The 26971-nt window shown below is 69.3% G+C and carries 24 protein-coding genes; 17 read left to right on the forward strand and 7 right to left on the reverse strand.

The window, feature by feature from the left end; genetic code table 11:
* Nucleotides 1-65: 65 nt before the first annotated feature.
* Nucleotides 66-824: an SGNH/GDSL hydrolase family protein gene (locus IG04_RS0123775; RefSeq protein ID WP_144065302.1), complete on the reverse strand. Its 759-nt coding sequence runs from the start codon at nt 822-824 to the stop codon at nt 66-68.
* 137 nt (nt 825-961) lie between these two features.
* On the opposite strand from IG04_RS0123775, the gene IG04_RS0123780 reads away from it, so the two are divergent.
* The 5 genes from IG04_RS0123780 to IG04_RS0123800 all read left to right on the forward strand — a co-directional run bounded on the left by IG04_RS0123780 (nt 962) and on the right by IG04_RS0123800 (nt 7488).
* A complete protein-coding gene (locus IG04_RS0123780; RefSeq protein WP_051770519.1) occupies nt 962-1861 on the forward strand; it encodes a DUF4142 domain-containing protein in 900 nt (299 codons plus the stop codon).
* A gap of 94 nt (nt 1862-1955) precedes the next feature.
* Nucleotides 1956-3425: a DUF1996 domain-containing protein gene (locus tag IG04_RS0123785; protein ID WP_030478914.1), complete on the forward strand. Its 1470-nt coding sequence runs from the start codon at nt 1956-1958 to the stop codon at nt 3423-3425.
* Between the two features lie 152 nt (nt 3426-3577).
* The gene (locus IG04_RS0123790) at nt 3578-4741 is read left to right on the forward strand and encodes an alginate lyase family protein (protein ID WP_030478915.1); all 1164 of its coding nucleotides are present in this window, start codon (nt 3578-3580) and stop codon (nt 4739-4741) included.
* A gap of 177 nt (nt 4742-4918) precedes the next feature.
* The gene (ilvD, locus tag IG04_RS0123795) at nt 4919-6607 is read left to right on the forward strand and encodes a dihydroxy-acid dehydratase (RefSeq protein ID WP_030478916.1); all 1689 of its coding nucleotides are present in this window, start codon (nt 4919-4921) and stop codon (nt 6605-6607) included.
* A gap of 140 nt (nt 6608-6747) precedes the next feature.
* Nucleotides 6748-7488 carry a DUF2382 domain-containing protein gene (locus IG04_RS0123800; RefSeq protein ID WP_030478917.1) on the forward strand — a complete coding sequence of 247 codons (741 nt, stop codon included), beginning with the start codon at nt 6748-6750 and terminating at the stop codon, nt 7486-7488.
* 61 nt (nt 7489-7549) lie between these two features.
* Here IG04_RS0123800 and IG04_RS0123805 read toward each other — a convergent pair whose 3' ends face one another.
* A complete protein-coding gene (locus IG04_RS0123805; RefSeq protein ID WP_030478918.1) occupies nt 7550-9148 on the reverse strand; it encodes an AMP-dependent synthetase/ligase in 1599 nt (532 codons plus the stop codon).
* Between the two features lie 50 nt (nt 9149-9198).
* On the opposite strand from IG04_RS0123805, the gene IG04_RS0123810 reads away from it, so the two are divergent.
* The 3 genes from IG04_RS0123810 to IG04_RS0123820 all read left to right on the forward strand — a co-directional run bounded on the left by IG04_RS0123810 (nt 9199) and on the right by IG04_RS0123820 (nt 11036).
* Entirely contained in the window at nt 9199-9738 is a 540-nt protein-coding gene (locus IG04_RS0123810; RefSeq protein WP_051770521.1) for a TetR/AcrR family transcriptional regulator, read from the forward strand.
* Nucleotides 9739-9775: 37 nt separating this feature from the next.
* Nucleotides 9776-10384 carry an alpha-ketoglutarate-dependent dioxygenase AlkB gene (locus tag IG04_RS0123815; RefSeq protein WP_030478920.1) on the forward strand — a complete coding sequence of 203 codons (609 nt, stop codon included), beginning with the start codon at nt 9776-9778 and terminating at the stop codon, nt 10382-10384.
* Between the two features lie 94 nt (nt 10385-10478).
* Entirely contained in the window at nt 10479-11036 is a 558-nt protein-coding gene (locus IG04_RS0123820) for an MmyB family transcriptional regulator (RefSeq protein ID WP_245816072.1), read from the forward strand.
* Between the two features lie 7 nt (nt 11037-11043).
* Here IG04_RS0123820 and IG04_RS0123825 read toward each other — a convergent pair whose 3' ends face one another.
* A complete protein-coding gene (locus IG04_RS0123825) occupies nt 11044-12678 on the reverse strand; it encodes a PHP domain-containing protein (RefSeq protein WP_030478922.1) in 1635 nt (544 codons plus the stop codon).
* A 71-nt stretch (nt 12679-12749) separates the two neighbouring features.
* A complete protein-coding gene (locus tag IG04_RS0123830; RefSeq protein WP_030478923.1) occupies nt 12750-14135 on the reverse strand; it encodes a PP2C family protein-serine/threonine phosphatase in 1386 nt (461 codons plus the stop codon).
* Nucleotides 14136-14272: 137 nt separating this feature from the next.
* Here IG04_RS0123830 and IG04_RS0123835 point away from each other — a divergent pair, with 137 nt between their 5' ends.
* Nucleotides 14273-18418, forward strand: a complete 4146-nt coding sequence (locus IG04_RS0123835) for a hybrid sensor histidine kinase/response regulator (RefSeq protein ID WP_030478924.1) — start codon at nt 14273-14275, stop codon at nt 18416-18418.
* Between the two features lie 63 nt (nt 18419-18481).
* On the opposite strand, the gene IG04_RS0123840 is transcribed toward IG04_RS0123835, so the two are convergent.
* Nucleotides 18482-18829 (reverse strand): STAS domain-containing protein, encoded by a 348-nt coding sequence (locus IG04_RS0123840; protein ID WP_036015532.1) that lies wholly within the window; start codon nt 18827-18829, stop codon nt 18482-18484.
* Nucleotides 18830-18946: 117 nt separating this feature from the next.
* On the opposite strand from IG04_RS0123840, the gene IG04_RS0123845 reads away from it, so the two are divergent.
* From IG04_RS0123845 to IG04_RS0123855, 3 genes are all read left to right on the forward strand, one after another.
* Entirely contained in the window at nt 18947-19342 is a 396-nt protein-coding gene (locus IG04_RS0123845) for an ATP-binding protein (RefSeq protein ID WP_036015535.1), read from the forward strand.
* A 21-nt stretch (nt 19343-19363) separates the two neighbouring features.
* The gene (locus tag IG04_RS0123850) at nt 19364-19597 is read left to right on the forward strand and encodes a DUF6480 family protein (RefSeq protein WP_030478927.1); all 234 of its coding nucleotides are present in this window, start codon (nt 19364-19366) and stop codon (nt 19595-19597) included.
* 71 nt (nt 19598-19668) lie between these two features.
* Nucleotides 19669-20016, forward strand: coding sequence for an STAS domain-containing protein (locus IG04_RS0123855; protein ID WP_030478928.1), 348 nt, complete (start codon nt 19669-19671; stop codon nt 20014-20016).
* On the opposite strand, the gene IG04_RS0123860 is transcribed toward IG04_RS0123855, so the two are convergent.
* Nucleotides 20005-20889, reverse strand: a complete 885-nt coding sequence (locus IG04_RS0123860; protein ID WP_030478929.1) for a Ppx/GppA phosphatase family protein — start codon at nt 20887-20889, stop codon at nt 20005-20007. The genes IG04_RS0123855 and IG04_RS0123860 overlap by 12 nt on opposite strands.
* Before the next feature lie 109 nt (nt 20890-20998).
* On the opposite strand from IG04_RS0123860, the gene IG04_RS0123865 reads away from it, so the two are divergent.
* The 3 genes from IG04_RS0123865 (at nt 20999) to IG04_RS0123875 (ending at nt 24391) form a co-directional block, all read left to right on the forward strand.
* Nucleotides 20999-21982: an alkaline phosphatase family protein gene (locus IG04_RS0123865; protein ID WP_030478930.1), complete on the forward strand. Its 984-nt coding sequence runs from the start codon at nt 20999-21001 to the stop codon at nt 21980-21982.
* Nucleotides 21983-22067: 85 nt separating this feature from the next.
* Nucleotides 22068-22973 (forward strand): GNAT family N-acetyltransferase, encoded by a 906-nt coding sequence (locus IG04_RS44185; protein WP_157512977.1) that lies wholly within the window; start codon nt 22068-22070, stop codon nt 22971-22973.
* 212 nt (nt 22974-23185) lie between these two features.
* Nucleotides 23186-24391 (forward strand): glycoside hydrolase family 88 protein, encoded by a 1206-nt coding sequence (locus IG04_RS0123875; protein ID WP_030478932.1) that lies wholly within the window; start codon nt 23186-23188, stop codon nt 24389-24391.
* A gap of 4 nt (nt 24392-24395) precedes the next feature.
* Here IG04_RS0123875 and IG04_RS46655 read toward each other — a convergent pair whose 3' ends face one another.
* The gene (locus IG04_RS46655; RefSeq protein WP_144065300.1) at nt 24396-24956 is read right to left on the reverse strand and encodes a hypothetical protein; all 561 of its coding nucleotides are present in this window, start codon (nt 24954-24956) and stop codon (nt 24396-24398) included.
* Between the two features lie 25 nt (nt 24957-24981).
* On the opposite strand from IG04_RS46655, the gene IG04_RS0123890 reads away from it, so the two are divergent.
* A complete protein-coding gene (locus IG04_RS0123890) occupies nt 24982-25647 on the forward strand; it encodes a response regulator transcription factor (protein ID WP_030478935.1) in 666 nt (221 codons plus the stop codon).
* Nucleotides 25644-26924 carry a HAMP domain-containing sensor histidine kinase gene (locus IG04_RS0123895; RefSeq protein ID WP_030478936.1) on the forward strand — a complete coding sequence of 427 codons (1281 nt, stop codon included), beginning with the start codon at nt 25644-25646 and terminating at the stop codon, nt 26922-26924. The genes IG04_RS0123890 and IG04_RS0123895 overlap by 4 nt, the downstream gene beginning before the upstream one ends.
* The last annotated feature ends 47 nt before the right edge of the window (nt 26925-26971 follow it).

The following is a 26971-nucleotide window of genomic DNA, read 5'->3' on the forward strand; positions in this document are numbered from 1 at the left end:
GCAGAATCCGTCACCAAAACGCGGTCGCCTCGTTAGAAGCGACCGCGTCAAGGAACACGTTCTACCTACGACGGTGGCAGCGGCTCCGGACGGCGCGGCAGGATCACGTCACCGGACGACTCACCGCGCACCCGTCGCATCACCCACGGCACGACGTGCTCGCGCGCCCACTTCCAGTCCTCCGCGCGCCGGACGCGGCGGTCGACCAGCGGGGCCACGCCCAGCACGGTCCGCTGCAGCGAGTGCGGAACGCCGAGAGCGTCCAGAACGGAGATCGCGACCTCGGCGTGCCCGGACGAGTTGAGGTGCAGCCGATCCGGCGACCACATGCGACGGTCGCGCAGCTGACGCATGTTCCACATGTCGCCCAGCACGCACGAGTGCTCGGCGGCGATCGCGCGCACGTGCTCGTTGTAGATGGCCACGCGACCACGCATCTTGCGGAACACCGGGTCGTCCCCACCGTCGACGCCGGTGAAGAGGATCACGCGCGCGCCCGCGTTGGACAGGCGTGCGACGGCCGCGCGGTAGCGGCGCATCAGCGCGTCGATGTCCACCTTGGGCCGCATGAGGTCGTTGCCGCCCGCGTAGAGCGAGACCAGGTCCGGCTTCATCGCCAGAGCGCGTTCGAGTTGCTCGCCCAGCACCTGCGGCAGCAGCCGGCCGCGCACGGCCAGGTTGGCGTAGGTGAACTCGGGGTCCGCCGCCCCCAGCACGTCGGCGACGCGGTCCGCCCAGCCCCGCACACCATTAGGACGACCAGCGTCTTCGTCGCCCACACCCTCGGTGAACGAGTCCCCCAACGCCACGAAACGCTTGCTCATGCTCACGACCCTATGACGGGCATTCGGAGCAGAGTCGACGGGGGTTGCGGCCGCTTCGATAACGTTTCGGTAACGGCGACGTCTCGAACTGAGGCGGCTTCCCATTCCTGGCCGTATTCCCGTTCGTGCGACTCCCCATGGACTTGGCGAAGCCGACGCGACTGATGGTCGCGCTGGCAGGCTGTGCGCTGGCGGTGCTCCTGAACACCGGAACCGCTGCCGGGCAGCCCTCCACGCCGTCCACCCCCATCTCCACGCCGCCGCCGGACAGCAGCGGCAAGGGCGACGAGGTCGTCCAGACGCAGTGGGGGCCCCTCGGGCCGGCAGACCGGGACTTCATGAACCGGGTCAAGACAGCCGGCCTGTGGGAGAAGCCCGCAGGCGAGAAGGGCAAGGCCAAGCGGGCCGACCAGCCCAAGATCCAGGAGGCCTGCAAGCACCTCATCGAGGGGCACACCCTCCTGGACAACGTGGTGAACCGGGCGGGCGTTCTGCTCGGCCACACGTTGCCCACGGAGGCCTCGGACGAGCAGAAGGGCTGGCTCGCCGAGATGGACGCGGCGACCGGCGACGAGTTCGACGCCGTCTTCGCCAACCGGCTCCGCGCGGCGCACGGCAAGGTCTACGCCTACGCCGCGCAGATCCGGGCCGGCACCAAGAACGAGCTCATCCGCATCCTTTCCACGCAAGCGATGATCACCGTCTTCGACCACATCAAGGTGCTCGAGGAGACCGGTCGCGTCGACTTCGCCGGACTGGAATCGCCACAACCGCTCGCACCGCCCCCGCCCGCGAACGACTCCGGGACTCCGGAGGCGACGGGTGACCAGGCGGCCGAGCAGACGGCCAACCCGACCGACGGCGTGATCCCGACCGTGCCGCAGGGCACCAGGTTCACCCGCACCGCCGAGCAGGGCGTGTTCGGGGACAACAACGGTGTCTTCTTCGGTGCCATCGGAGTGCTCGCGCTCGCGCTGGTGGGGATGCGAATGATATCCCGGTCGAAGAAATCACGGCGGAAATCTCGTTCGTACTGACAAAACAGCACACCCAGGTTCATCCCGAAGATAGCGGCCCCTAACCGCCGTCAGCTTCACCATGCCGTTTTATCGGACTACCACGAGGTGGCAAATGGCTATTCACCGGAGGAAATCCACGATCTGGCTCACCGCCGCCGCTGCGGCGATGGCCGTGGTCGCGGGCGGTGCCGCGGTGGTGGCCATCAGTTCTTCTGATGGCTCCGCGCTCGCCGACGGTGCGGACAAGAGCTTGTTCGTCGACATCACCAAGGTGAAGCCGAACGTCAAGAAACCAAGGGCGGAAAACGACGCCACCACCGGCACGTTCACCGTGGACTGCGGCAGGAACGAGAACGGGCACTTCAACCCGGACAACTTCATCGCGCAGCCGGGCGTTCGCAACGGCGCCGAGCACCTGCACGACTACGTCGGCAACCTGTCCACGAACGCGGACTCGAACAACAAGTCGTTGCAGGCGGCAGGTACGACCTGCAAGAACGGCGACAAGTCCGCCTACTTCTGGCCGGTCGTCCGCATCGTCGACGAAGAGCCGGACGAGGCCGCACCGCCCGCGGAGCAGGCCCCGCCGAAGAAGGACGACAAGGCCCAGCAGGACAAGGACAAGGCGGCCAAGGAGGCTGCCCAGCTCGAGTGCCCCGATGTCGCGTCGCTGCTGCCCGAGGACGTGCCGGACGCCGCTCAGCCGGAGATCGACCGCGAGCTCGAGAACCTCGAGAAGGTGACCGCGGAGGCCGAGAAGAGGCTCGAGCAGATCAAGGCGCAGGACCGCGACAACATCATCGTCGGCCCGACGCGCAACAAGCGCGCCGCCATTCTGGACCGGATGATGCTGGCGTTCAGCCGCCTGGGCCAGCAGGCTCCCGACCTGAACCCGGCCGCCGCCTGCGCGGTGAAGGACAAGGCCGCGGGAGAGAAGGGCCTCGACAACGGCGGCGAGAACGCCGACGCCGCCCAGGCCGAGGGCACCGAGAACAAGAAGAACAAGAACAACCCCGAGGAGAACGGCAACAACGAGCTCGAGGGCAACGAGGGCAAGATCCAGCGCCCCGCCGTCGTCGACCTGACCTTCCGCGGCAGCCCGACCGGCAAGGTCACCGCGATGCCGAAGTTCCTCCGCGTTCTCTACGGTGACGCCAAGGCCGGCCAGAACGGCCCGAAGAACGCCAAGGCGTCCTGGACCTGCACCGGCTTCGAGGACAAGGTCCTGATGGACAAGTACCCGATCTGCCCGCAGGGCTCGAACGTCAAGCGCGTGCACGACTTCCCGAGCTGCTGGGACGGCAAGAACATCGACTCCGCGAACCACCGCGACCACATCGTGTTCCCCGACCAGAACGGCAAGTGCAAGAGGGGCTTCAAGGCCGTCCCTCAGCTGCGCATCTCGCTGACCTACAACATCCCGCTCGACGTCCAGAAGGACGGTCGCTACCTGGTCGACTCCTTCCCCGAGGAGGAGCACAACCCGCTCACCGACCACGACGACTTCGCGAACGTGATGTCGCAGAAGATCATGAACCGCCTCGTCAACTGCGTCAACACCGGCAAGAAGTGCCGCGAGTGACGCTCTGACCTTGCAGTTCAGATAGGCGAAATCCCCTGGTGCCCCTCCCGCGCACCAGGGGATTTTCGTTGTGCGGCTTGGCTTTGTTCACCAGCGTGAATCCTGTGCCGGAATAGTTGACCGCAAAGGTATAGACCACTGACACTGGCCGCATGGTCACCCGTTCCTGCACGGTTTTGATCGCACTGCTGGCATCCCTTCTGGTCCCGGTCACCGCCCAGGCGGCACCGGCGACGTTCGTCCATCCGGGAGTCGTGGTCTCCCGGCCACAGCTGGACTTCATGCGCACCAAGGTCCTGGCCGGCGCCCAGCCGTGGAGGACCGCCTACGACCGCATGATGGCGTCGAAGTACGCCGACCTGAACCGCACGCCGAAACCACGGGCGGTCGTGGAGTGCGGCCCCGTCAGCAAGCCCAACAACGGCTGCACCGACGAACGCGAGGACGCGCTCGCCGCCTACACGCTGTCGCTGGCCTGGTACGTCACCCGCGACGCCAGGTACGCGACCAAGGCCATCCAGATCATGGACGCCTGGTCCGCCACCATCCGCGACCACACCAACTCCAACGCCCCGCTGCAGACCGCGTGGTCGGCCAGCAGCTGGCCCAAGGCCGCCGAGATCATGAAACACGTCTACGGGACGTGGCCGGGCAGCGCGCGGTTCGGCACGATGCTGCGCAACGTCTACCTGCCCGAGATCCAGAACGGCCGCGCGAACACCAACGGCAACTGGGAACTCAGCATGATGGAGGCGTCGATCGGCATCGCCGTGTTCCTGGAGGACCGCGCGGCCTACGACAAGGCCGTGAGCATCTTCCGGACGCGCATCCAGGCGTTCATCTACCTGACCACCGACGGGTCGCTGCCGAAGACGCCGCCGGGCAGTGGCATCGACACCAGGGCCGAGATCATCTCGTACTGGCACAACCAGTCCACGTTCGTCGACGGCCTCACCCAGGAGACCTGCCGGGACTTCGCCCACACGGCCTACGGGCTCTCCGCCGCCTCGCACCTCGCGGAGACCGCGCGGCACCAGGGCCAGGACATCTGGGGTGAGATCAAGGACCGCATGCGGCACGCGTGGGGCCTGCACTCCAAGTACCAGAACGGCGCGCCCGTGCCGTCCTGGCTGTGCGGCGGTTCCTACCGCCGTGAGCTCGGGCCGACGCCGGAGGTCAGCTTCAACGCGCTGAACACCAGGCTGGGCATCGGGATGGCGAACACCAAGATCTACACCGAGTCGAAGCGTCCACACGGGACCGACAACCTGTTCATCGCCTGGGAGACGCTGACTCACGCAGCCAACCCCAGCTAGGACGTAGTGCCGTGGGGCGAAATTGGGCGAGCTAATTCACGCTCAGCAGGGCGGCTCGCGGCACCGCCCCCACGCCCCCATACGTCCAGTATGAGGACGTGGGGGCGGCACCACGATCCACCCGCCTGACCGCGAATTACCACGGCAAATTTCGCCCCACGGCACTAGCGTGCGCTCATGACCGAGACACCGGACGTGAAGCCACGCAGCCGCGACGTGACCGACGGCCTGGAGCGCACCGCCGCGCGCGGAATGCTCCGGGCCGTCGGCATGGGCGACGAGGACTGGGAGAAGCCGCAGATCGGCGTCGCCTCGTCGTGGAACGAGATCACGCCGTGCAACCTGTCCCTGGACCGGCTCGCGAAGGCGTCGAAGGACGGCGTGCACGCGGCCGGCGGCTATCCGCTGGAGTTCGGCACGATCTCGGTGTCGGACGGCATCTCGATGGGCCACGAGGGCATGCACTTCTCGCTGGTCTCGCGCGAGGTGATCGCCGACAGCGTCGAGACCGTGATGATGGCCGAGCGCCTCGACGGCTCGGTGCTGCTCGCGGGGTGCGACAAGTCGTTGCCCGGCATGCTGATGGCGGCGGCGCGGCTCGACCTGGCCAGCGTGTTCCTCTACGCGGGGTCGATCCTGCCTGGCCGGGTCACGCTGACCGACGGCACCGAGAAGGAAGTCACGATCATCGACGCGTTCGAGGCCGTCGGGGCCTGCGCGCGCGGACTGATGAGCCGTGAGGACGTCGACCGCATCGAACGCGCGATCTGCCCCGGCGAGGGCGCGTGCGGTGGCATGTACACGGCGAACACCATGGCGAGCGCGGCCGAGGCCCTGGGCATGTCGTTGCCCGGCAGTGCCGCTCCCCCGGCCACCGACCGGCGCCGGGACGGGTTCGCGCGCCGCTCCGGCCAGGCCGTGGTCGAGATGCTGCGCAAGGGCATCACCGCGCGGCAGATCATGACGCGCGAGGCGTTCGAGAACGCGATCGCCGTCGTGATGGCGTTCGGCGGCTCCACCAACGCGGTGCTGCACCTGCTCGCCATCGCGCACGAGGCCGGTGTCGAACTGAGCCTCGACGACTTCAGCCGCATCGGCGCGCGCGTGCCGCACCTGGCCGACGTGAAGCCGTTCGGCCGGCATGTCATGACGGACGTCGACCGCATCGGCGGCGTGCCCGTGGTGATGAAGGCGCTGCTGGACGCCGGTCTGCTGCACGGCGACTGCCTCACCGTCACCGGCCGCACGGTCGCCGAGAACCTCGCCGACATCGACCCGCCCGACCCGGACGGCCTCGTGCTGCGCGCGCTCGACAAGCCCATCCACCACACCGGCGGCATCACGATCCTGAAGGGCTCGCTCGCCCCGGAGGGCGCCGTGGTCAAGTCGGCGGGCTTCGACTCGGACGTCTTCACCGGCACCGCCCGCGTGTTCGACCGCGAACGCGCCGCCATGGACGCCCTGGAGGACGGCACCATCACCGCGGGCGACGTCGTCGTCATCCGCTACGAGGGTCCCAAGGGCGGGCCGGGCATGCGCGAGATGCTCGCGATCACCGCGGCGATCAAGGGCGCGGGCCTCGGCAAGGACGTCCTGCTGCTCACCGACGGCCGCTTCTCCGGCGGCACGACGGGCCTGTGCGTCGGGCACGTGGCGCCGGAGGCGGTCGACGGCGGCCCCATCGCGTTCGTGCGCGACGGCGACCAGATCACGCTGAACGTCGCCTCCGGGACCCTCGACGTGGCCGCGGACCTCGACAGCCGCCGCGAGGGCTGGGCTCCGCTGCCTCCTCGCTACCAGCGCGGCGTGCTCGCCAAGTACGCCAAGCTGGTCGGTTCGGCCTCGCGCGGCGCAGTGTGCGACTAGGCCTTGTCCTAGGTCCCCCACTCGGTTGAATTGCCAGGCGGGCGCGGGTCACCCGGTCGGTGGATGACCCGCGATCCGCCCGCGATGGTGGGTACTTCGCCTGCACACAGGCAGACAGCCAACGCGGAGGGACAAAGACGATGATCGACCAGGCGCACGTTGAGGCCCTGTACGACTGCGACGTGATCGACAACCATGGCGAGAAGATCGGTTCGGTCAAGCAGGTCTGGCTCGAAGACGGCACTGGCGCGCCCCTGTGGGCCGAGGTCCATACCGGACTGTTCGGGACGCGGCAGAGCTTCGTCCCGATCCAGGAGGGCCAGGTGGCGGGTGGCGCGATCACCGTTCCCGTCAGCAAGCAGCAGGTGAAGGACGCTCCGAGCGCGCGCACCTCGGCCGACCACATGTCGGACGAGGAGCAGGAGGCGCTCTACCGGCACTACGGGATGATCCCGCAGGCCAAGACCGGCGAACACGACCGGCTCGGTGGCAGGCGCGGTGGACGTGGCACGGGCGACGCGGCCGAGGTCACGCTCTCGGAGGAGAAGCTGGACGTCGGCACCCGCAACGTCGAGGCGGGCCGGGTGCGGCTGGTCAAGCACACGGTCACCGAGCAGCGCAACGTCACCGTGCCGGTGACACACGAGGAGGCCCGGGTCGTCCGCGAGCCCGCGAAGGGCAAGCCGGGCAAGGCGTTCGCCGACGAACAGGCGGAGGTCACCCTGCACCGCGAGGAACCGGTGGTGCAGAAGCACACGGAGGCAGTGGAGCGGGTCCGGCTGGAGAAGGACGCGGTCACCGAGCAGCGGGAGGTCAAGGGCGAGGTGCGCAAGGAACGCGCCGAGGTCGAGCGGGAGGGCGAGCGCCGCGACCGCCGCTGAATGATCTGGCGCGCACCGCTCACCACTTCCGCCGGTGGGCGGCGCGCGCCTGGTCGCCACCTCAGTACAGGCTGTCGAGCACGTCCGCGTAGCGCCTCTCGATCTCGCGGCGGCGCGGCTTCAGCGACGCGGTCAGCAGCCCGTCCTCGACGCTGAAGTCGTGCTCCAGCACCGCGAAGCGCTTGATCGTCTCGTGGCGTGCGAGCTGCGCGTTGACGGTCTTGATCGCGGCCTCGACCTCGGACTCCGCGTCGGTGAGCCCGCCGGCGGTGTCCGGGTCGAGCGTCACGAGTGCCACGCAGTACTTGCGCCGGTCGCCGTGCACGATCACGTTGCTGATGTACGGCGACGCCGCGTTGATCATGCTCTCGATCCGGGTCGGCGCCACGTACTTGCCGCCCGAGGTCTTGATGAGCTCCTTCTTGCGGTCGGTGATCTTCAGCCGCCCCGCGTCGTCGAGTTCGCCGATGTCGCCGGTGTGCAGCCAGCCGCCGACCAGCGACTCGGCGGTCGCGTCCGGCCGGTTGTGGTAGCCGCGCATGACGCCGGGGCCGCGGAGCAGCACCTCGCCGTCGGCGGCGATCTTGACCTCCATGCCGGGGATCGGCGGGCCGACCGTGCCGATGGCGATCATGCCCGGCCGGTTGAAGAACGTCGCCGCGGACGACTCGGTGAGCCCGTAGCCCTCCAGGATCGTGATGCCGGCGCGCTCGAAGAACTCGGCGATCTCCGGGGCGAGCGGCGCCGAGCCCGACACGAAGTAGCGGATCCGGCCACCCACGCGATCGCGCAACTTGCGGTACACCAGGCGATCCGCGAGCCAGCGCGTCGCCGGGCCGTGATCGCGGTCGGACCACCGGAAGATCTTCTCGGTGATCCCGCCCTTCTCCCGCGCGCCCGCGACGATCCGGCCGTGGATCTTCTCGAAGATGCGCGGCGCGGCGGCCACGATCGACGGCCGCAGCTCGCCGAGGTTGTCCACGATCCGCTCGACGCCGCCGTCGACGGCGGTCGGCACGCCCGCGGCGATCATCGCCATCGTCAGCACCTTGCCGAACGCGTGCGACAGCGGCAGCCACAGGAAGTGCAGGTCCGTCGGCTGCAGAATGCCCAGGGACGCAATGGCTTCCGCCGTCGTCAGCCAGTTCTCATGGGTGAGCTCGACGCCCTTGGGCGTGCCGGTGGTGCCCGAGGTGTAGATCAACGTCGCCAGGTCGTCCGGCGCCAGCCCGCCGATCAACGCCTCGTAGTCGCCCGAACCCCGTGGCACCGCACCGAACCGCAGCACCTCGACGCCGTCCGGCACCATCGCGGCGTGCTCGTCGGTCTCCACGACCACGATCCGGCTGCCGGAGTCACCGATGATGTGCGCGACCTCCGCGGCCGTGCTGTTCGGGTAGATCGTCGTGGTGGCGCCACCGGCGGCGAGCACGGCGAGGTCGGTGACGATCCACTCGATGCTCGTGCGGCCCATCAACGCCACGCGGTCGCCCTTGCGCAGGCCCTTCCCGGCGAGCCCGAACGCAACCGCTGCCACCCGTTCCTGCAGCTCGGACCACGTCAGCGAGACCCAGCCACCGTTGTCGCGGTACCGCATCGCCTCGGCGTCGGGCGTGCGCGCGACACGATCGCGCAGCAGGCCGGGAATCGACAGCGCCATTGCTTCTCCCCTTCTCTGGAGCGTCGCTCCAGAGCGGTACTCTAACCCTCATGCCCGACCGACGACAGTCTCTCCTCGACGCGGCGCTCCAGCTCGTCGGGGAAGGCGGCCTCGACGCCGTCACGATCGCGGCCCTGACCAAGCGGTCGGGCATGTCGAACGGCAGCATCTACCACCACTTCGGCAGCCGCGCGGGCGTGTTCGCGCAGCTCTACGCCGACAGTTACGGCCGGTGCGTCGCCGCGATGCTGCCCGCTCTTCAGGCCGGATCAGCCGAGGAGGGCGTGCGCGGCCTGACACTGAGCTACCTCGACTGGGTCATGGCGAACCCCAGCAGGGCACGCTTCCTCTACGCCGCACCGGACCACGCCGACCCGGCGGCCAAGATGGCGGAGTTCGCGCCGGTGCTGGCCTGGTTCCTCGACCGGATGGCGTCCGGCGAGCTGCGCACGGTGCCGCCGTGGGCGCTGGAACCCGTGGCGATGGGACCGGCGCACGAGTCGGTGCGCCGGTTCCTGCTCGGAGTGTTCGACCTGGCCCTGGCGCGTGAGATCGTCGCGGACGCCGTGTGGGCCGTGCTGAAGCCCTGACTGGCCATAGAACACACGTTCGATTATTCTGCGGTTCATGCGCCAGGGATCACTGTTCGACCTGGACGCGGAGCCGGAACTGGCTCCGCTCGCCCCTCGACGCACCGAGCTCGGCCACGGCGCGTGGATCGACGTCCAGCCCGGTTGGCTCGCGGGCGCCGACGCGCTGTTCGACCGGCTCGTCGACGAGGTGCCGTGGCGCGCCGAACGCCGCCAGATGTACGACGCGGTGGTCGACGTGCCGCGCCTGCTCTGCTTCTACAGCGGCGCCCTGCCGTTCGACGTCCTCGCCACGGCCCGCGATGTGCTCTCGAACCACTACCTGGCCGAGCTGAACGAACCGTTCACGACCGCAGGCCTCTGTTACTACCGCGACGGCCGCGACAGCGTGGCCTGGCACGGCGACACCATCGGCCGTGGCCAGACCGAGGACACGATGGTCGCGATCCTGAGCGTCGGCACGCCCCGCGCCCTGCTGCTGCGGCCACGAGGTGGCGGCGAGACACACAAGTACGCGCTGGGGCACGGTGATCTGCTCGTGATGGGCGGTTCCTGCCAGCGCACCTGGGAGCACGCCGTCCCGAAGACTTCGAAGGTCGTCGGGCCGAGGATCAGCGTCCAGTTCCGCCCGCGCGGAGTCCGCTAGCGACCAGCTCTTCGGAGACCTGCCACACGCGCCGGGCCTCGTCGGTGCTGCGCAGCCGGCTGTAGAGGGCCTGCTCGGCGGGCGGGCCGCTCAGGTGGCCGACGCGGCTCGGACCGTAGAACACGCCGGCCTCGGGCGCCGTCGCGGCGAGCAGGGCCGGGAGCTGGGCGGACTCGACGGTGCCGAGGACGCCCACGGACGACAGGACCCGGATCGCGCGCTCACCGGCGACGCGACCCGGCACACCGGTCCGGCGAGGAGCCTCGGCTACCGGTGGTTCACCGACCCGGCGTCCCGCGCGCTGTACGAACCCGCCGACCACGAGTTCCTGGGCAGGATGTTCGCCTCGGGCCTGCGCGAGGCCCTCACCCGGCGCGGCCCGGGCTCCCGGGCCGCGCGGTACTGCGAACTCCTGCTCGCCTGCAGCGAGGAGTTCCGGCGGGTGTGGGACGCCCAGGAGGTCGGCATCCGCCCCAAGGAGGTCAAGCGCTACGTCCACCCGAGCATCGGAGCGCTCGAACTGCACTGCCAGACGTTGCTCGACCCCGACCAGCACCACTTCCTGCTCGTCTACACGGCCACGCCGGGCACCGAGAGCTACGAGAAGCTGCAACTGCTGTCCGTCCTCGGAGCCGACGCACCAACGGGCTGAGCAGAGGTCAGATCACGTCGACGAACACCGGGTTGGCGTAGAACCAGAGGTCGGCCCACGGGTCCGAGTCGGCGATCACGTCGATCATCGGGTCACCGGCCGAGGTGAGCCGGTTGCCGTCGCTGCCCCGCAGCCGCAGGTAGAACGACCGCTCGACGTTCTTGAAGGTGTACGAGAACCGGATCTTGCCCGTGCGCGGCACCTCGAACGTCTTGGCGACGGTGGTCTCCGGCGCGAGGAACAGGTCGCGGTCGGCGGACGGACCGGTGACCGGGCCGGCGATCAGGTCGACCTTGGCCAGCACCGGCCTGGTGCCCGCGAAGTTCGGGCCGGACGCGCGGTCGACCTCGATGGTGACCTCGACGTCGCTGCCCCGGCGCACGAACGTCCGCCCGCCCAGCGTCACGCCGCGCAGGTCGTCGCGCGAGCGCACGCGCAGTTGCAGGCCGTCGATCAGGCGCCCGTGCACGGTCAGCACCTTGCCTGCCTGCAGGCCGCGCATGATGTCCACATAGGACTTCGACCGGGAGCCGACGATGTTCGAGCCGTACTGGCCGGGGAAGAAGTCGCCGTAGGTGGTCTGCTTGACCCCCGAGTCGATCGGCGCGCCCTTCGAGCCTGTCGTGGCGTAGTCCTGCAAGCCCTGCGTGAGGGTGTCGTTGAAGACCTGATGCACGTCCGAGTTCGCGGTGATCCACCACGGGCGTCCCTCGGCGAGCAGGGAGTCCCACAGGCCACCGACCTTGGCGGTCATCCAGTCGAACCCGCCGTGGGTGCGGTAGGACTCCGGCGGGTAGCCGGGGAACGACTCCGGGCCCGGCGCCGCCGTGTCGTAGTAGCCGCGCGCACGGCCGGAGCCGCCCGCGGACTTCGGCGTGCCGGCGGCCTGGTGACCGGGCGCGCCCTCCATGCCGACCGCGACACCGGGAGCCGCGTCGCGCCAGCCGCGGATCTCGTGCGGGCTGTCGACGCCACGCCGGGACGGGTGGTTCGCGAACATCAGCGCGATCTCGGTCCGTCCGGAGAGGACCTGCGCCTCCAGGTACCGCAGGGCGGCCAGGGCGAGGGACTCGGTGTTGTTCGCGATGCGGCCGTCGTAGGACAGCTCGAACGCCTTGAGGATGTCGACGGTGTGCTTGCCGGGCGGCATGAACACGGTGGCGTGCTCCGCGCCGGGGATGTTCCACTCCAGGCCCTGGTACACCAGCACGTCGCGCTGCGACCGGCGGACGCGCTCGATGTCCGGCGTGATCTGGTCGATCGAGAACTTCTGGTGCGCGACGCCACCGTGGTCGGTGATGACGACCCAGTCGAGGCCGAACTCGTGCGCCTTCTGCACCTGCTGCGCGATCGTGTACTGGCCGTCGTCGGAGTACTGGGTGTGGATGTGGTGGTCGCCCGCGTACCAGCGCTCACCGCCGCCCCAGGGGTTGACCGGGACGTGCGCCTCGGCCCTGCCGGTACCGGCGGCCACGGCGACACCGGCGGCGCCGGCCGCGATGCCCAGGCCGGCCAGGAACTTGCGGCGCTCGACTGACGACGGGCGGTCGTCCGCGGGGTCGAGCCAGCTGCCCTCGACCGGCTCTACCTCGTGGTGGTGGTGCGTGTGATCACCGTGCGAGTGATCGTGAGAGTGGGACATGCGCAGATCTCAACCGGTCAAGCTGTCCAGGGAAACGAACGGAGCATGAACCCTTGTACCGGGAACTTCACTCACACGGCCTGGACGGCCAGCAGGGCAAGGTCGTCGTGGTCGTCCCGGTCCAGCCACTTGAGCACGGCCTGCTCGCAGTGCCGCGCGATCTCCTCCGCCGACAGGCCCTTGCACTCCTTCAGCACCGCCTGCAGACGCTGCTCGCCGAACAACTCCGTGCGGTTCGTGTGCGCGCGGGCCTCGGTGAAGCCGTCGCTGTACAGCACCAGCGTGTCGCCCGGCGCCAGCGTGATCTGCTCGCCGGAGAACCGGACATCCGCCAGGATTCCGACGATCGCCCCCGTGGCGCTCACCTCGTCCACGCTGCCGTCCGCCCGCAACACCAGCGGCGCGGGATGGCCACCGGACGCGAGGGACAGCCGTGCTCCCCCGTTGGCCAGCGGCACCAGTTCCCCGACGACGAGCGTGGTGAAGAGCTTCGAGCCGGTGGCGCGCAACGAGGTGTTCAGCAGGTGCAGCAGCCGCACCGGGTTCGTCTCGACCAGGGAGAGCGCCTGCAGCGACTGCCGGACGCGTCCACTGTGGACCGCGGCTTCCAGGCCGTGCCCGCAGACGTCGCCCAGCACGAACGTCGCCGAGCCGTCCGTGCGCGGGTGGACGTCGTAGAAGTCGCCGCCGACGAGCGCCCGCTGGTGGGCGGGGATGAACACCGAGGCCAGCGTCACACCGTGCACCTCGGGCAGCGGCAACGGCAGCAGCGCCGACCGCAGCACCTCGATCGTCCGCTGCTGCTCCGTCAGCTTCGACGACGACTCCAGCGCCACGGCGGCGTGCTTGCCGAACAGCCGGATCCGTTCCACGTCGTTCGGCGCGAAGTCGCCCTTCCGCACCACGACCAGCGCGCCGCCGACGCCCAGCGGCACGGCCAGCGCACAGCCGAAGTCCTCCGGCACGCCCCAGCTGCCTTCACCCAAAGAGGTGATCCTGAGCAGGCTGGACGTGCCGGTCAGCACCTCGGAGATCTCCGAGACACGGCGAGGCGTGCGCGTGACCGTGGGCTCGCCGCCATCGCAACGCCACCACTCCAGCCGGTCACGGGTGGCGGGCACGACGGCGACGCAGTGCTCGCCCAGCAGTTCCGCCGCGAGCTGCACGATCGTCTTCAGGGTCAGTTCGCGCGACCCGCCGCCGGCGAGCCGCAGATGCGCGTGGTCGAGCGTGGAGTCCGTGAAGTACCAGGCACTCCAGCCCTCGCCGAGGTCGTGCCGGCGGCCCACGACGTGCTTGTCGAACTGCGCGCCGAGGCCGAGGCGGGGGAACCTGTCGGCGGCCGCGGCGTTGCGCACGCGCACCACTCCGGCCGCGTCGACGACGAAGACGGCTTCGCGCAGCCCGTCCACCAGGCGCTGCCAGCCGTCGAGGTCGATGCCCACGACGCTGCTCATCCGCTCTTGTCCTGCGCAGACGGCCGGGTCATCACGGCCTCCTGCGGGTCGTTTGCGTGCATCGCGGCTTCAAGTTACCTCGCTCCAAACCTAACGTGGCAGTCTTGGCTGTGACCACCGAGGCACGGAGGCTTGGAGTGACCACGGCCAACGAAGAGACGGACGCGACCCTCGAACGGGTCCTCTCCGCCATGAGAGACCTGCGTGACGGCAATTTCCGCCGCAGGCTCGTCGTGCCGGGGAACGGGCCTGTGTCAGCGCTCGCGGACGTTTTCAACGAGATCGCCGAACGCAACCAGTGGCTCGCTGGTGAACTGGGCCGGGTCCGCCAGGCGGTGGGCCAGGAGGGCCGGCTGACCGAACGGGTGGCGCCCGCGGGCACCGCCGGCGGCTGGTCGCTCATCGCGGACTCGGTGAACGGCCTGGTCGAGGACCTGATGCGGCCGACGACGGAGCTGAGCCGCGTGCTGGCCGCCGTCGCCGAGGGCGACCTGACCAAGCGCATGTCGGACCAGACGCTGCGCGGCGAGTTCGCGACGCTCGGCTCGACGGTGAACGGCCTGGTGGACCAGCTGTCGTCGTTCGCCGACGAGGTCACCCGCGTCGCCCGCGAGGTCGGCACGGACGGCCGCCTGGGCGGTCAGGCGAAGGTGCCCGGCGTCGCCGGCACGTGGCGCGACCTGACCGACAACGTCAACTCGATGGCGAACAACCTGACCAACCAGGTCCGCAACATCGCCCAGGTCGCGACGGCCGTGGCCACCGGCGACCTGACCCAGAAGATCACGGTGGACGTCTCCGGCGAGATGCTGGAGCTGAAGAACACGCTGAACACCATGGTCGACCAGCTCAGCTCGTTCGCGGACGAGGTCACCCGCGTCGCCCGCGAGGTCGGCACGGACGGCAAGCTCGGTGGCCAGGCGAAGGTGCCCGGCGTCGCCGGCACGTGGCGCGACCTGACCGACAACGTGAACTTCATGGCGGACAACCTGACGACCCAGGTCCGCAACATCGCCCAGGTCACGACCGCGGTGGCGCTCGGCGACCTGACCCAGAAGATCACCGTCGACGCGCGCGGCGAGATCCTGGAGCTCAAGTCCACGATCAACACGATGGTCGACCAGCTCTCGTCGTTCGCCGACGAGGTCACGCGGGTCGCGCGTGAGGTCGGTTCGGACGGCCGCCTGGGCGGGCAGGCACAGGTGCCCGGCGTCGCCGGTACCTGGCGCGACCTGACCGAGTCGGTGAACGTCATGGCGAACAACCTGACGACCCAGGTCCGCAACATCGCCTCGGTCACCACCGCCATCGCGCGGGGCGACCTGACGCAGAAGATCACGATCGACGCCCGCGGCGAGATCCTCGAGCTCAAGACCACGATCAACACGATGGTCGACCAGCTCTCCTCGTTCGCCGACGAGGCCACCCGCGTGGCCCGCGAGGTCGGCACCGAGGGCCGCCTCGGCGGTCAGGCGACGGTGCCGGGCGTCGCCGGCACGTGGCGCGACCTGACCGACAACGTCAACTTCATGGCGAACAACCTAACCAACCAGGTCCGCAACATCGCGCACGTCGCCACCGCCGTCGCGAACGGCGACCTGTCGCAGAAGATCACCGTCGACGCGCGCGGCGAGATCCTGGAGCTCAAGTCCACGCTGAACGTGATGGTCGACCAGCTCAGCTCGTTCGCCGAGGAGGTCACCCGCGTCGCCCGCGAGGTCGGCACCGACGGCCGGCTGGGCGGTCAGGCCCGCGTGCAGGGCGTCGCCGGCACGTGGAAGGACCTGACCGACAACGTCAACCTGATGGCGGACAACCTGACCAACCAGGTCCGCAACATCGCCGCCGTCGCCACCGCCGTCGCGAACGGCGACCTCTCGAAGAAGATCACCGTCGAGGCCAAGGGCGAGGTCGCGGCCCTCGCCGAGACCCTGAACGGCATGGTCGACACGCTCCGCGCGTTCGGTGACGAGGTCACCCGTGTCGCCCGTGAGGTCGGCACGGAGGGCATCCTGGGCGGCCAGGCCCGCGTGTCCGGCGTCGCCGGCACGTGGAAGGACCTCACCGACTCGGTGAACTTCATGGCGGACAACCTGACCAACCAGGTCCGCAACATCGCCCAGGTCACCACCGCCGTGGCCCAGGGCGACCTGACGAAGAAGATCGACGTCTCCGCCCGCGGCGAGATCCTGGAGCTCAAGACCACCATCAACACGATGGTCGACCAGCTCAGCTCGTTCGCCGACGAGGTCACGCGGGTCGCCCGCGAGGTCGGCACCGAGGGCAAGCTCGGCGGTCAGGCCGAGGTCGACGGCGTGGCCGGCACGTGGTCGAAGCTGACCGACAACGTCAACCAGCTCGCGTCGAACCTGACCACCCAGGTCCGCGCCATCGCCGCCGTCGCCACCGCCGTGACCGCGGGCGACCTGACCAGGCAGATCACCGTCGACGCGTCCGGCGAGCTCGCGGAGCTCAAGGACAACGTCAACCAGATGATCGCGAACCTCAAAGAGACCACGCGCGCCAACCGCGAGCAGTACTGGCTCAAGACCAACCTGGCGCGCCTGTCCGGTCTGATGCAGGGCCACCGCGACCTGCGCGCGCTGGCCTCGTTGATCATGAGCGAGCTGACGCCGCTGGTCAGCGCCCACCACGGCGCGTTCTTCCAGATCGAGGAGGCCGACTCCAAGCAGTCCCTGGAGCTGACCGCCACCTACGGCTTCCGCCTCGACGCCGCCCGCACCACCCGCGTGGCCATGGGCGAGTCGCTGGTGGGCCAGTCGGCCCTGGAGAAGAAGACGATCCTGGTCACCCAGGTCCCCGGCGGCTACCTGACCGTCTCCTCGGCACTGGGCGAGTCGGCCCCGGTCAACCTGGTGATCCTGCCGGTCCTGTTCCAGGGCGAGACCCTCGGCGTGATCGAGCTGGCGTCCCTCAACGAGTTCTCCGACGTCCACCTCGACCTCCTGGACCAGCTCAAGGAGGCCATCGGCGTCAACGTGAACACGCTGCTGGCCAACTCCCGCACCGACGCGCTGCTGGTCGAGTCCCAGCGCCTCACGACGGAGCTCAGGGCCGGTTCCGAGGAACTGGAGGACCGCGCGCGCCAGCTCCAGACGGCCTCGAAGTACAAGTCCGAGTTCATGGCCAACATGTCGCACGAGCTCCGGACGCCGCTGAACTCGTTGCTGATCCTGGCCAAGCTGCTCGCCGACAACCTCGACGGCAACCTCAACCCCAAGCAGGTCGAGTTCGCCCGCACGATCCACTCGTCCGGCTCGGACCTGCTGCAGCTCATCAACGACATCCTCGACCTCACCAAGGTCGAGGCGGGCCACATGACGCTGCACGAGGACCCGGTCCGCTTGGAGGAGCTCGTCCGCTACGTCGAGACGTTGTGCCTGCCGCTGACGGCCGAGAAGAACCTCGAGTTCTCCGTGCGCGTGGACCCGAACGTCCCGGAGACCCTGCACACCGACGAACACCGCCTCCAGCAGATCCTCAGGAACCTGCTCTCGAACGCGGTGAAGTTCACCCATGACGGTGGCATCCGCCTGCACGTGCGCATGGACGACCCGTCCACCGTGGCGTTCGACGTGCACGACACCGGCATCGGCATCCCGGCCGAGAAGCTGGCCGTCATCTTCGAGGCCTTCCAGCAGGCGGACGGCACCACGTCCCGCAAGTACGGCGGCACGGGCCTGGGTCTGTCCATCAGCCGTGAGCTGGCACAACTGCTCAACGGCGCGCTACGGGTCCGCTCGGAGCCGGGTATCGGCTCGACCTTCACCCTGTGCCTCCCGCTGGGCAAGGTCACCCCGGACACGATCGTCCTGCCGGAACCGACCCCGATCGTCACCCCGGCGCCGGTGCTGGCCGCCTCGGGCTCGATCCGCTTCCACGGCGAGAAGGTCCTCGTGGTGGACGACGACCTGCGCAACGTCTTCGCTCTCACGAGCGTGCTCGAGCTGGTGGGCCTGGAGGCGATCTTCGCCGACAACGGCATCACGGGCGTGCGGGCCCTCGAACAGTACGACGACGTGGCCATCGTCCTGATGGACATCATGATGCCCGAGCTGGACGGCAACGCCACGATCTCGGCGATCCGCGCGATGGAGCGCTACGCCGACCTTCCGGTCATCGCCGTCACGGCCAAGGCCATGAAGGGCGACCGCGAGAAGTCCCTGGCCTCGGGTGCCACCGACTACGTCACCAAACCGGTGGACACCGAGCACCTCATCCGCCTGATCGCCTACTACCTGGGCGTGTCGGCGGAAGCCTGAGGGCCCTACCCGCGCGGACGGGGCGCAGCCGAAGACCGGCCGCCCTTCCGCGCGCACCGGCTGTCAGTGAGCCGAGTCCACCGCCTCCTGCACGGCCACGTCCACCGACTCGTGCAGGCTCAGCACCTCGGCCACGTCGGCCAGCTCGAACAACCGCCGGACCGGCGCCTGAGCAGCGGCGATCCGCAGCTGCCCGCCGGCCTCGGCCAGCCGGCGGTGCCAGTCCAGCACCAGCGCCAGCCCGGTCGAGTCCATGAACGCGAGTCCGGCCAGGTCGAGCACCGCGTGCGCCCCGGTCACGTCCTCGTCGAGCCGGGCGGACAACAGGGGGACGGTGTCGATGTCCAGCTCACCGGCGACGGCGAGCACTCGCCATCCCCGCTGGACCTCGCTGCCGACGTTGAGCTCCATCGTCGCCGTTTCCCTTCGCCACGCCCGACTCGTGCGACCCAAATCGTGCAGCACGACGTCCGACCATGCGACCACCGGGGGGCTGAAAGATCCGGACGACGCGCCGGATGTGCGACGATGCGTCCTGTGTTGAACGACCCACTGGCAGAGGTGCGGGTGATCCTGACCGCCGAGGGCGGTTCCTGCGCTCGCGCACGTCAGGTGGTGCGCGAGGTCGCGGCGTCGTGGGAGCTGTCCGAGGACCTGGTCGACGACGCGCAGCTCGTCGTGACCGAACTCGTGTCCAACGGCATCGACCACGGTGAGGGACCGATCACACTCACGGTGAGCCGGAAGGCGGGCGGCATGCTCGTCGAGGTGCACGACGAGTCGTCGAAGCTGCCCGAGCTCAGACCGGTCGATCCCAGCAGCCCACGCGGGCGCGGCATGCAGCTCGTGCGGGCGCTGAGCGTGAAGTGGGGCACCACGCCGCAAAGCGGCGGCAAAGTGGTCTGGGCGCAGCTAGAAGCGTGAAAACGGGGTACCTCAACCCGTATGACCGCCCTTCCGCCCGACCCTGAACCCGACCTCACACCTGGGCCAGAACCCGGCGGCGGGGTGAATCCAGGAGAAACCCCTCCGGACTCCGGATCGACCACCACGGGCCTGTCCCACCACGAACGGACTCCGCCCAAGGCGACCGCCGGACGCATCGTGATCGCGATCATCGTGCTGTTCGCGCTGCTGGTGGCCGCGATGCTCCTGACCCGCGCTTTCCTGCTGGTGTAGCCGCGGCTCCGAACGTTTCAGGTTGTGAGCGTCCGGCGATGGCGCGTACGGTCGGTGCGGACGGGAGTCCTATGAACCAGCTTCGGCAGAGAACCACCTACGTACAGTCCATCCCGATCGTCGCTCTCACCGGCGAGATCGACATGATGTCGTCGGCACCGGTGACCAGCAGGCTCGCCGAACTGCTCGACCGCAAGCCCCCCGCGTTGGTCCTCGACCTGCGGGAAGTGCGCTTCTTCGGCTCCGAGGGCATCCGCACGCTGGTGGAGACGCAGCACCAGGCGGACGAGCTCGGCGTCAGGTTCGGCGTCGTCAGCGACAGCAGAATCGTGCTGCGTCCGCTGGAGATGACGGCCGTCGACCAGTTGTTACTGTTGTTCACCGACATCGACGACGCTGTCGCCGCTCTACGCGGCTGACGAGCTCAGCGCTCGGGAGCGTTCCACCAGGGAGAGCAGCAGGCCTTCCTTGGTGGACCACGGGGAGATGTCCACGACGTCGTGGCCCGAGACCTTCATCAAGCCCTCCGCGACCACCGCACCCGCCAGCGACTGCTGGGCCCGGTGGCGTGAGATCCCCGGCAGAGCCGCGCGTTCGCGCACCGAGAGCTTCGCAAGGCGCGGAATCCACTTCTCCAGGTCCTTGAGCCGCAGCTGGCGCGGCGCGTAGGTGCCGTTGCGGGCGCCGGCGAGGCGGGCCAGCTGTTCGAACACCTTCGAGCACCCCACCGCGTGCGCGCTCTCGCCCCACGGGAACGCGGACTTCAGGCGCTGCGCCACCTCCACGCGCATCTCCGTGACGGTCAGGCCGGTGCGCGTCAATGTCCTTGCCCCCAAAGGCAACGACACCGCGCGTTCGGGTTCGGCGCCGGATCCCGCGGCGAGTTCGACGGTGCCACCGCCGACGTCCAGCACCACCATGGGCCCCGCGCTCCAGCCGAACCAGTGCCGGGCCGCCGCGTACGAGAGGCGCGCTTCTTCCTTGCCAGACAACACCTTCAGCTCGACGCCGGTGCGTCTGGCCACCTTGCGGATGACCTCCTCGACGTTCGCCGAGTCACGCACGGACGACGTGGCGAAGGGCAGGAACGAGACGTCGCCCGCCTTCTTGCGGGCGGCGAGCACGGCGTCGCAGAGCGAGTCGACACCGTCGCGGCTGATGGCCCCGTCCGCGTCGAGCTCCCGGTCCAGCCGCAGCCGGACCTTGTGGGACACCAGCGGACGCAGCAGGTCTCGTTCCACGACCACCAGGTGTGCGCTGAAGCACCCGACGTCCAGAACTCCGACCGCCATCCGCCACCTTCCTTCTGCCAAGTCTTCTTTACCTTATCGGCAGCCATTGTGCGGAACTCAGGCCCCGAACGAGCAATCTTGACCCGATGAGATGCGTTACAGTCACCGAATGTCACTGGCGGAGATACCTTCCCGGCTCGAACGCGCCCTCGGCAAGGCACATTCCGGCGTAATCGTGCTGGCGGTGGACGGTCTCTCGTCGGACGTGGCCAAACAGTCCTGGTTGTCGGCTTCCGTCTCCACGCTGTCCTCGACCGTGCCGCCGACGTCCGCGACGGCGTTGCTGACGGCGCTGACCGGCGTTCCCGCCCACGTCCACCGGGTGCCGGGATCGGTGTACCGCAACGGATCCGGGCTCGTGCACGCCATCAACGGCATGCCCGCGATCCCGGCCCTGCCGACCGTGCTCGAACGGCACGGCGCGACTGTGCTCGCCCGCGAACTCGACCTCCTCGAAGGAACCTGGGCGCAGGCACTGCTTCGAGGGTGCATTCGGATACCCGCGCCCGCGAAGCACAAACTGGTGGCACAGTCCGAGGACCCGCCGCTGCTCGTCGCCAACGTCGTCGCCGATCTGGACAAAGCGCTCAAGGACGCCCGTTTCCTCTGGACGTACGTCAACATCGACGACCACGTGCACCGTCACGGTTACGACGAGTCGGTGTACGAGGCCATGCTCCGCCTGGACGCGCACGCTTCCCGTTGGGCCGCACAGGGTTGGACCGTCGTGGCGCACTCCGACCACGGCATGGTCCCCGTCGACCCCGATCCGGAGCTCACCGAGGCCTGGGACGCGATCGTGCGCGAGGAGTGCGTGATCCCCTCCGGTGGCGCGGGACGCATGCGGTGGCTCTACCCGAAGGCCGACCGCCTGGAGGTCGTTTTCGACCGCGTGGCAACGGCTCTGGGCGACACGGCGACCATCCACCACGCCACCGATCTCGGTCTGCCGCAGCCGGAGGCCGGCCCGGTCGTCGCGGTGGCCGCGTCGCCGCGGTTCCCGGTGCCGGACCCTTCGGTGCGCTACGAGCACGGTGGCCTCAGCCGCGACGAGATCGACGTCCCCTTCGCCGTCTGGCAAGCCGTACAGTGAGCGCGTGCACGTCGAATTCTCCAACAGTATAAGGGAAATCGATTCTGCCGATTGGGATTCGGTGGTGCACCAGGCAGGTGCACCGGTGTTCTACCGGCACGCGTACGTCAGTGCATACGAGCAGTCGCCGCTGACGGCCGTCGACGCGTTCGCGTACTTCGTGGCGCGCGACGGCGGCAAGCCGGTCGCCGTCATGCCCGCCTACCTCCAGACGGCCGTGAATCCGTTGTGCCGCCTGCACGAGGTCTACCCGGAGGCGGTCGGCGAGCCAGCGCTGCTCAGCCACACCTGGCACTGCTACGACGCGCACGTACCCGCCACCGCGCAGGTGCTGCCGAGGTTGCTGGACGCCATGATCCGCACGGCGTCGATCTTCGGGGCGCGCTGGTGCGGGTTCACGAACGTCCAGCGCGGCGGCACCCTGTCGCAGGCGTTGCGCGCGGCCGGCCTGCCCGCGCGCCACCTGACGGACAGGTGGGCCACCGGCCTCACCACCTACGAGCAGTACCTCGCGAGCCTGAGCCTGCGAGCCAGGGCGAACCTGCGCCGCAACGAACGAAGATCGGCCGAGGCCGGCGTCACCATCGAGGCCCTCCCCGTCGACCACGCCTCACTCGACGAGATCACCCTGCTGTGCGTCAAGACCGCCAGCCGCTTCGAGAACAACGGGTACTACCCCGGTACCACCTTCGCGAAGTTCGTGACGGCGCTGGGCGACCTGGCGCACGTGATCGAGGTGCGCCAGCACGGCAAGCTCGTCGCGGCCGGCGTCTGCCTCACCGACGCCACCCGCTTCCACACCTGGACCTGCGGCGTCGACTACGCCGTGGACGGCAACTACAGCCCGTACGGCGCGCTGTTCGCCGAGTCGGTCCGGCTCGCGATCCGCCTGGGCCTCTCCACGCTCGAGGGCGGCCGGGGCAACGCTTCGTTCAAACGGCGCCACGGCCTGAGCCCACGCCATCTCGACGCCGTTCTCTTCCGCGCCTGAACACCGAATTGTTCACAAGGGTGAACAATTCTCTTTACAACGTCGGAATCCAGGAAGTTCATATATCTGATCATCCGCGACAGCGCTCTTTACGCTGTTCAGCGGCATCGGACAAGACCACGGAATCAATTCTCGACGCACCTTTACACGCCTTGATCCGATCTGGCAGTGTGGCGCCGGGCGCAAGACGAAGAAAGGGACTGGACGGTCTCGTGAATCTGTCTCGACGCACCCTTCTGGCGACCGCGGCGGCCACTCCCCTGCTCACCGGAGCAGGTATGGCCATCGGTGCGGGAGAAGCCACCGCTTCGCCCGCGACCCTCCGTGCGGCCCTCGACTACGGCAACGCCAAGCTGAAGGCGGTCGCCCCCGGCATCACCTCGTTCCCGGAGATCACCAGGGCCGAGAAGTGGACCTACGTCGCCGACGGCGGCTGGGTCGGCGGCTTCTGGCCGGGCACCCTGTGGCTCGCGCACCTCGACAGCGGCGACGCGCGGTTCCGCGTGCTCGCCGAGGCCGCCAACGACCGGCTGGCACCACGGCGCCTGGATCCGCGCGACCACGACCTGGGGTTCCTCTTCTATCCGTCCTGGGTCACCGCGTACCGGCTCACCGGCGACACGAGGTGGCGTGACGGCGCGATCGACGCCGCGAACACGCTGATCCAGCGCTGGAACGCCACCGGCAGGTTCATCCGCGCGTGGGGCAGGCTCGGCACGCCGGGCAACGCGGGCCGCGTCATCATCGACACGATGATGAACCTGGACCTGCTCGCGTTCGCCACCGAGCAGACCGGCGACCGCAGGTTCCTGGACATCGCGATCGCCCACGCCAGGACCACCCAGACGCACTTCCTGCGCCCGGACGGCTCGACCCCGCACGTGTTCGACTTCAACCCGGACACCGGCGCGGCCATCGGCCCGAACACCGTGCAGGGCTACAGCCCGACGTCGTGCTGGGCGCGTGGTCAGGCGTGGGGCATCTACGGCTTCACGACCATGTACCGGCGCACGGGCCTGCGCGAGTTCCGTGACACCGCACGCAAGATGGCCGACTACGCGCTGTCGGTGCTCACCCCGGACAGCGTGCCGGTGTGGGACTACCGCTCGCCGCTGGGCGTCAACGACATCAAGGACTCGTCGGCGGGCGCGATCATGGCGTGCGGCCTGCTCGACCTGGCCAAGGCCACCGGCACGACCCGCTACCGCGACCGGGCGCTGAGGATCCTCGACGGCCTGGTCGCCACGTGCCTGACGAACAGGTCGACACGCGCCGAGGCGATCCTGGCGCGCGGCACCCGCAACCGCCCGTCCGAGGACGGTGTGGAGATCTCGCTGCCGTACGGCGACTACTACCTGTACGAGGCGATCCTGCGGGTGCTCAAGCCCACGCAGATCGCCAGGGCCATCGGCCTGTAGAGCCCTACTGCTCGATCACCTTCGCCGTCGGCCCGTTGCTCCAGGTCGCTTCCAGCCTGGACAACCGGCCGGCGGCGTTGCGGAAGTTCACCACCAGCGGCCCGCCGGGCTGTTCCACGGCCACCGAGTACCCGTCCGCGGGTGTGGCCGACAGCGCCTGCACCCCCTGCGGCCGGTAGCGCACGACCACGTCACCGCCCTGCAGGTGGAACGCGTGGACGTAGGAGCCGTCCGCCTGCCATTCCCCCTGCGGAGATTGAGCCGAGGTGGGACGCGCATCCGTACTACTGGGAGGAGCCGGAACAGATGACGTGGTGACGACAGGAGGCCTGGTGGACGAAGGCGCGACAGGCGGCGACGGGGTGTCGGCGGAGGCACCGGGCTCGGGCACCGGGACGGTCAGCGAGGTGACGGTCGGCATCGGCAGCACGGCCGAACCCGTCGTGGACCCCGCGGCGGCGACCGGCGCGGGTTCCATCGCCCACCGGATGCCGAACCACGACAGGCCGACGGCGACCGTGGTCACCACCGCCCAGGCGACCAGGTACCCGACGGACCGTCTCACTGCGGCAATCCTCCTGTAGCGGCTCATGGCATCAGTACTGCTGGTCGAAGACGACCCGGTGGTGCGGGCGGCGATCACCCGCGCTCTCACCGGCCAGGGCCACATCGTGCACGGTGTGGCGCTCGCGATCGAGGCTTTGCGGGAAGTCACCGCGAACGACTACGACGTCGTGGTGCTCGACCTCGGGCTCCCCGACCTCGACGGCGGTGACGCGCTGCGGATGATCCGGGGCGTCACGAACACCCCGGTGGTCATCGCGACCGCCCGTGACGACGAGGCCGGCATCGTCCGGCTGCTCAACGCGGGCGCGGACGACTACCTCGTCAAACCCTTCTCCAGCGAACACCTCGAAGCCCGCCTGCAGGCGGTGCTCCGGCGGGCCCGCGACAGCAGGCAGCTCGTGATCGGCGGCCTGGAGATCGACGTGAACCTCCGCAGGGCCACAGTGGACGGCCAGGAGCTCTCCTTGACGCACAAGGAGTTCGAGCTGCTCTCCTACCTCGCGGCACGGCAGGGGGAAGTGGTGCCGCGGGCGGAGATCCTCGCCAGCCTCTGGCCGTCCCACCGCGACGACCAGACGCTCGACGTCCACCTGTCCTGGCTGCGCCGCAAGCTCGGCGAACGGGCCGCGCAGCCGCGTTATCTGCACACGGTGCGAGGGGTCGGCGTGCGCATGGTCGCTCCGCAATGAGGCGGTCACTGGTGCTGGTCGCTCTCGCGGCGACCAGCATGGTGGCGCTGGCGTTCCTCATCCCGCTGGCGATCGTCGTGAAGGACTCCGCGTACAACCGCGCTCTGAGCGAGGCCGAGAAGCAGGCCGGCGCGATGACGCAGACGTTGCTGATCACCCGCAAGCCGCAGGAGATCCGCCAGGTGATCAGGAGCACCCGGTACGGCGGTCAGCAGCGGCTGGCCGTGCACCTCAGCGCGCCGGCCGGCACCTACGGCTACTCGCACATCACCGCGGCGGACCTGCAGGAGGCCCAGAAGCTCGCGACGGCGTCCACGGTCGAGAAGCCCGACGGTGTGGCCTATCTGCAGCCGCTGGCCACCAGCGAGAGCGGGATCGCGATCGTCGAGGCGTTCGTGCCGCACGAACAGCTGACCCACGGCGTGATCGGTACCTGGTGGGTGCTGGCGGGCGTCGCGGTCGGCTTGGTCGCCGGTTCGGTGCTCGTGGCCGACCGACTGGGCGCACGGGCCGTGAAAGCCACCAGGGCGTTGGCCGAGGGCGCGCGCCGGATGGGCCAGGGCGACCTCACGGCGCGTGTCGCGGTGAAGGGGCCGCCGGAGTTCGAGGAGGTCGGCAAGGCCTTCAATGCCATGGCCGAACGCGTCCGGCACCTGCTCGCCGCCGAACGCGAGGTGGTCGCCGACCTGTCGCACCGCCTCAGAACGCCTCTCACGGCCCTTCTCCTGGACGCGGACACTCTCGGACATGGACCGGGGGCGGACCGCGTCCGAGAGGCCGTCCAGGGCCTCGAGAGGGAGGTCGACGAGATCATCAAGATCGCCCGCTCCGGTCTGCAGCCCGACGACAGCGGCGCCGACGCGGCGGAGGTGGTGCGCGACCGGCTGGTGTTCTGGTCCGCGCTCGCCGACGACCAGGAACGGCCCTGGACCGTCCGCGGCGCCGATCGCCCCGCCCCCGTGCCGCTGTCCCGCGCCGATCTCGCGGCCGCGCTGGACGCGTTGCTGGGCAACGTCTTCCGCTACACGCCGGAGGGCACGCGCTTCGCCGTGACGCTGGTGCACCAGGCCGATCTGGTGGCGCTGGTGGTCGAGGACGCGGGTCCCGGCATCGCGGACTCCGCACGGGCGGTGCGGCGTGGCGCCAGCGGCGGCGGTTCCACCGGGCTGGGGCTCGACATCGCCCGCCGTGCCGCGGAGACCACGGGAGGTTCTCTCCACGTCGACCGCGGTCCGCTGGGCGGTGCACGCGTGCAATTGAGGCTCCGGAGGGTCTAGTGGTGTGGCCCGGAACGTTGCCGGGGGAATTCGGGGTCAGACGGGTG

It is taken from the genome of Lentzea albidocapillata, from assembly GCF_000719115.1.
Classification (GTDB): domain Bacteria; phylum Actinomycetota; class Actinomycetes; order Mycobacteriales; family Pseudonocardiaceae; genus Lentzea; species Lentzea albidocapillata.

What these genes read in the sequence shown, in the direction of transcription:
- IG04_RS0123855 (WP_030478928.1), top strand. Translation starts at nt 19,669, where the DNA reads ATGAACCAGCTTCGGCAGAGAACCACCTACGTACAGTCCATCCCGATC.
- IG04_RS0123785 (WP_030478914.1), top strand. Translation starts at nt 1,956, where the DNA reads ATGGCTATTCACCGGAGGAAATCCACGATCTGGCTCACCGCCGCCGCT.
- IG04_RS0123810 (WP_051770521.1), top strand. Translation starts at nt 9,199, where the DNA reads ATGCCCGACCGACGACAGTCTCTCCTCGACGCGGCGCTCCAGCTCGTC.
- IG04_RS0123825 (WP_030478922.1), bottom strand. Translation starts at nt 12,678, where the DNA reads ATGTCCCACTCTCACGATCACTCGCACGGTGATCACACGCACCACCAC.
- IG04_RS0123775 (WP_144065302.1), bottom strand. Translation starts at nt 824, where the DNA reads ATGAGCAAGCGTTTCGTGGCGTTGGGGGACTCGTTCACCGAGGGTGTG.
- IG04_RS0123780 (WP_051770519.1), top strand. Translation starts at nt 962, where the DNA reads ATGGACTTGGCGAAGCCGACGCGACTGATGGTCGCGCTGGCAGGCTGT.
- IG04_RS0123800 (WP_030478917.1), top strand. Translation starts at nt 6,748, where the DNA reads ATGATCGACCAGGCGCACGTTGAGGCCCTGTACGACTGCGACGTGATC.
- IG04_RS0123840 (WP_036015532.1), bottom strand. Translation starts at nt 18,829, where the DNA reads ATGGAGCTCAACGTCGGCAGCGAGGTCCAGCGGGGATGGCGAGTGCTC.
- IG04_RS0123865 (WP_030478930.1), top strand. Translation starts at nt 20,999, where the DNA reads ATGTCACTGGCGGAGATACCTTCCCGGCTCGAACGCGCCCTCGGCAAG.
- IG04_RS0123895 (WP_030478936.1), top strand. Translation starts at nt 25,644, where the DNA reads ATGAGGCGGTCACTGGTGCTGGTCGCTCTCGCGGCGACCAGCATGGTG.
- IG04_RS0123805 (WP_030478918.1), bottom strand. Translation starts at nt 9,148, where the DNA reads ATGGCGCTGTCGATTCCCGGCCTGCTGCGCGATCGTGTCGCGCGCACG.
- IG04_RS0123815 (WP_030478920.1), top strand. Translation starts at nt 9,776, where the DNA reads ATGCGCCAGGGATCACTGTTCGACCTGGACGCGGAGCCGGAACTGGCT.
- ilvD (WP_030478916.1), top strand. Translation starts at nt 4,919, where the DNA reads ATGACCGAGACACCGGACGTGAAGCCACGCAGCCGCGACGTGACCGAC.
- IG04_RS0123890 (WP_030478935.1), top strand. Translation starts at nt 24,982, where the DNA reads ATGGCATCAGTACTGCTGGTCGAAGACGACCCGGTGGTGCGGGCGGCG.
- IG04_RS0123860 (WP_030478929.1), bottom strand. Translation starts at nt 20,889, where the DNA reads ATGGCGGTCGGAGTTCTGGACGTCGGGTGCTTCAGCGCACACCTGGTG.
- IG04_RS0123830 (WP_030478923.1), bottom strand. Translation starts at nt 14,135, where the DNA reads ATGAGCAGCGTCGTGGGCATCGACCTCGACGGCTGGCAGCGCCTGGTG.
- IG04_RS0123790 (WP_030478915.1), top strand. Translation starts at nt 3,578, where the DNA reads ATGGTCACCCGTTCCTGCACGGTTTTGATCGCACTGCTGGCATCCCTT.
- IG04_RS0123850 (WP_030478927.1), top strand. Translation starts at nt 19,364, where the DNA reads ATGACCGCCCTTCCGCCCGACCCTGAACCCGACCTCACACCTGGGCCA.
- IG04_RS0123845 (WP_036015535.1), top strand. Translation starts at nt 18,947, where the DNA reads ATGCGTCCTGTGTTGAACGACCCACTGGCAGAGGTGCGGGTGATCCTG.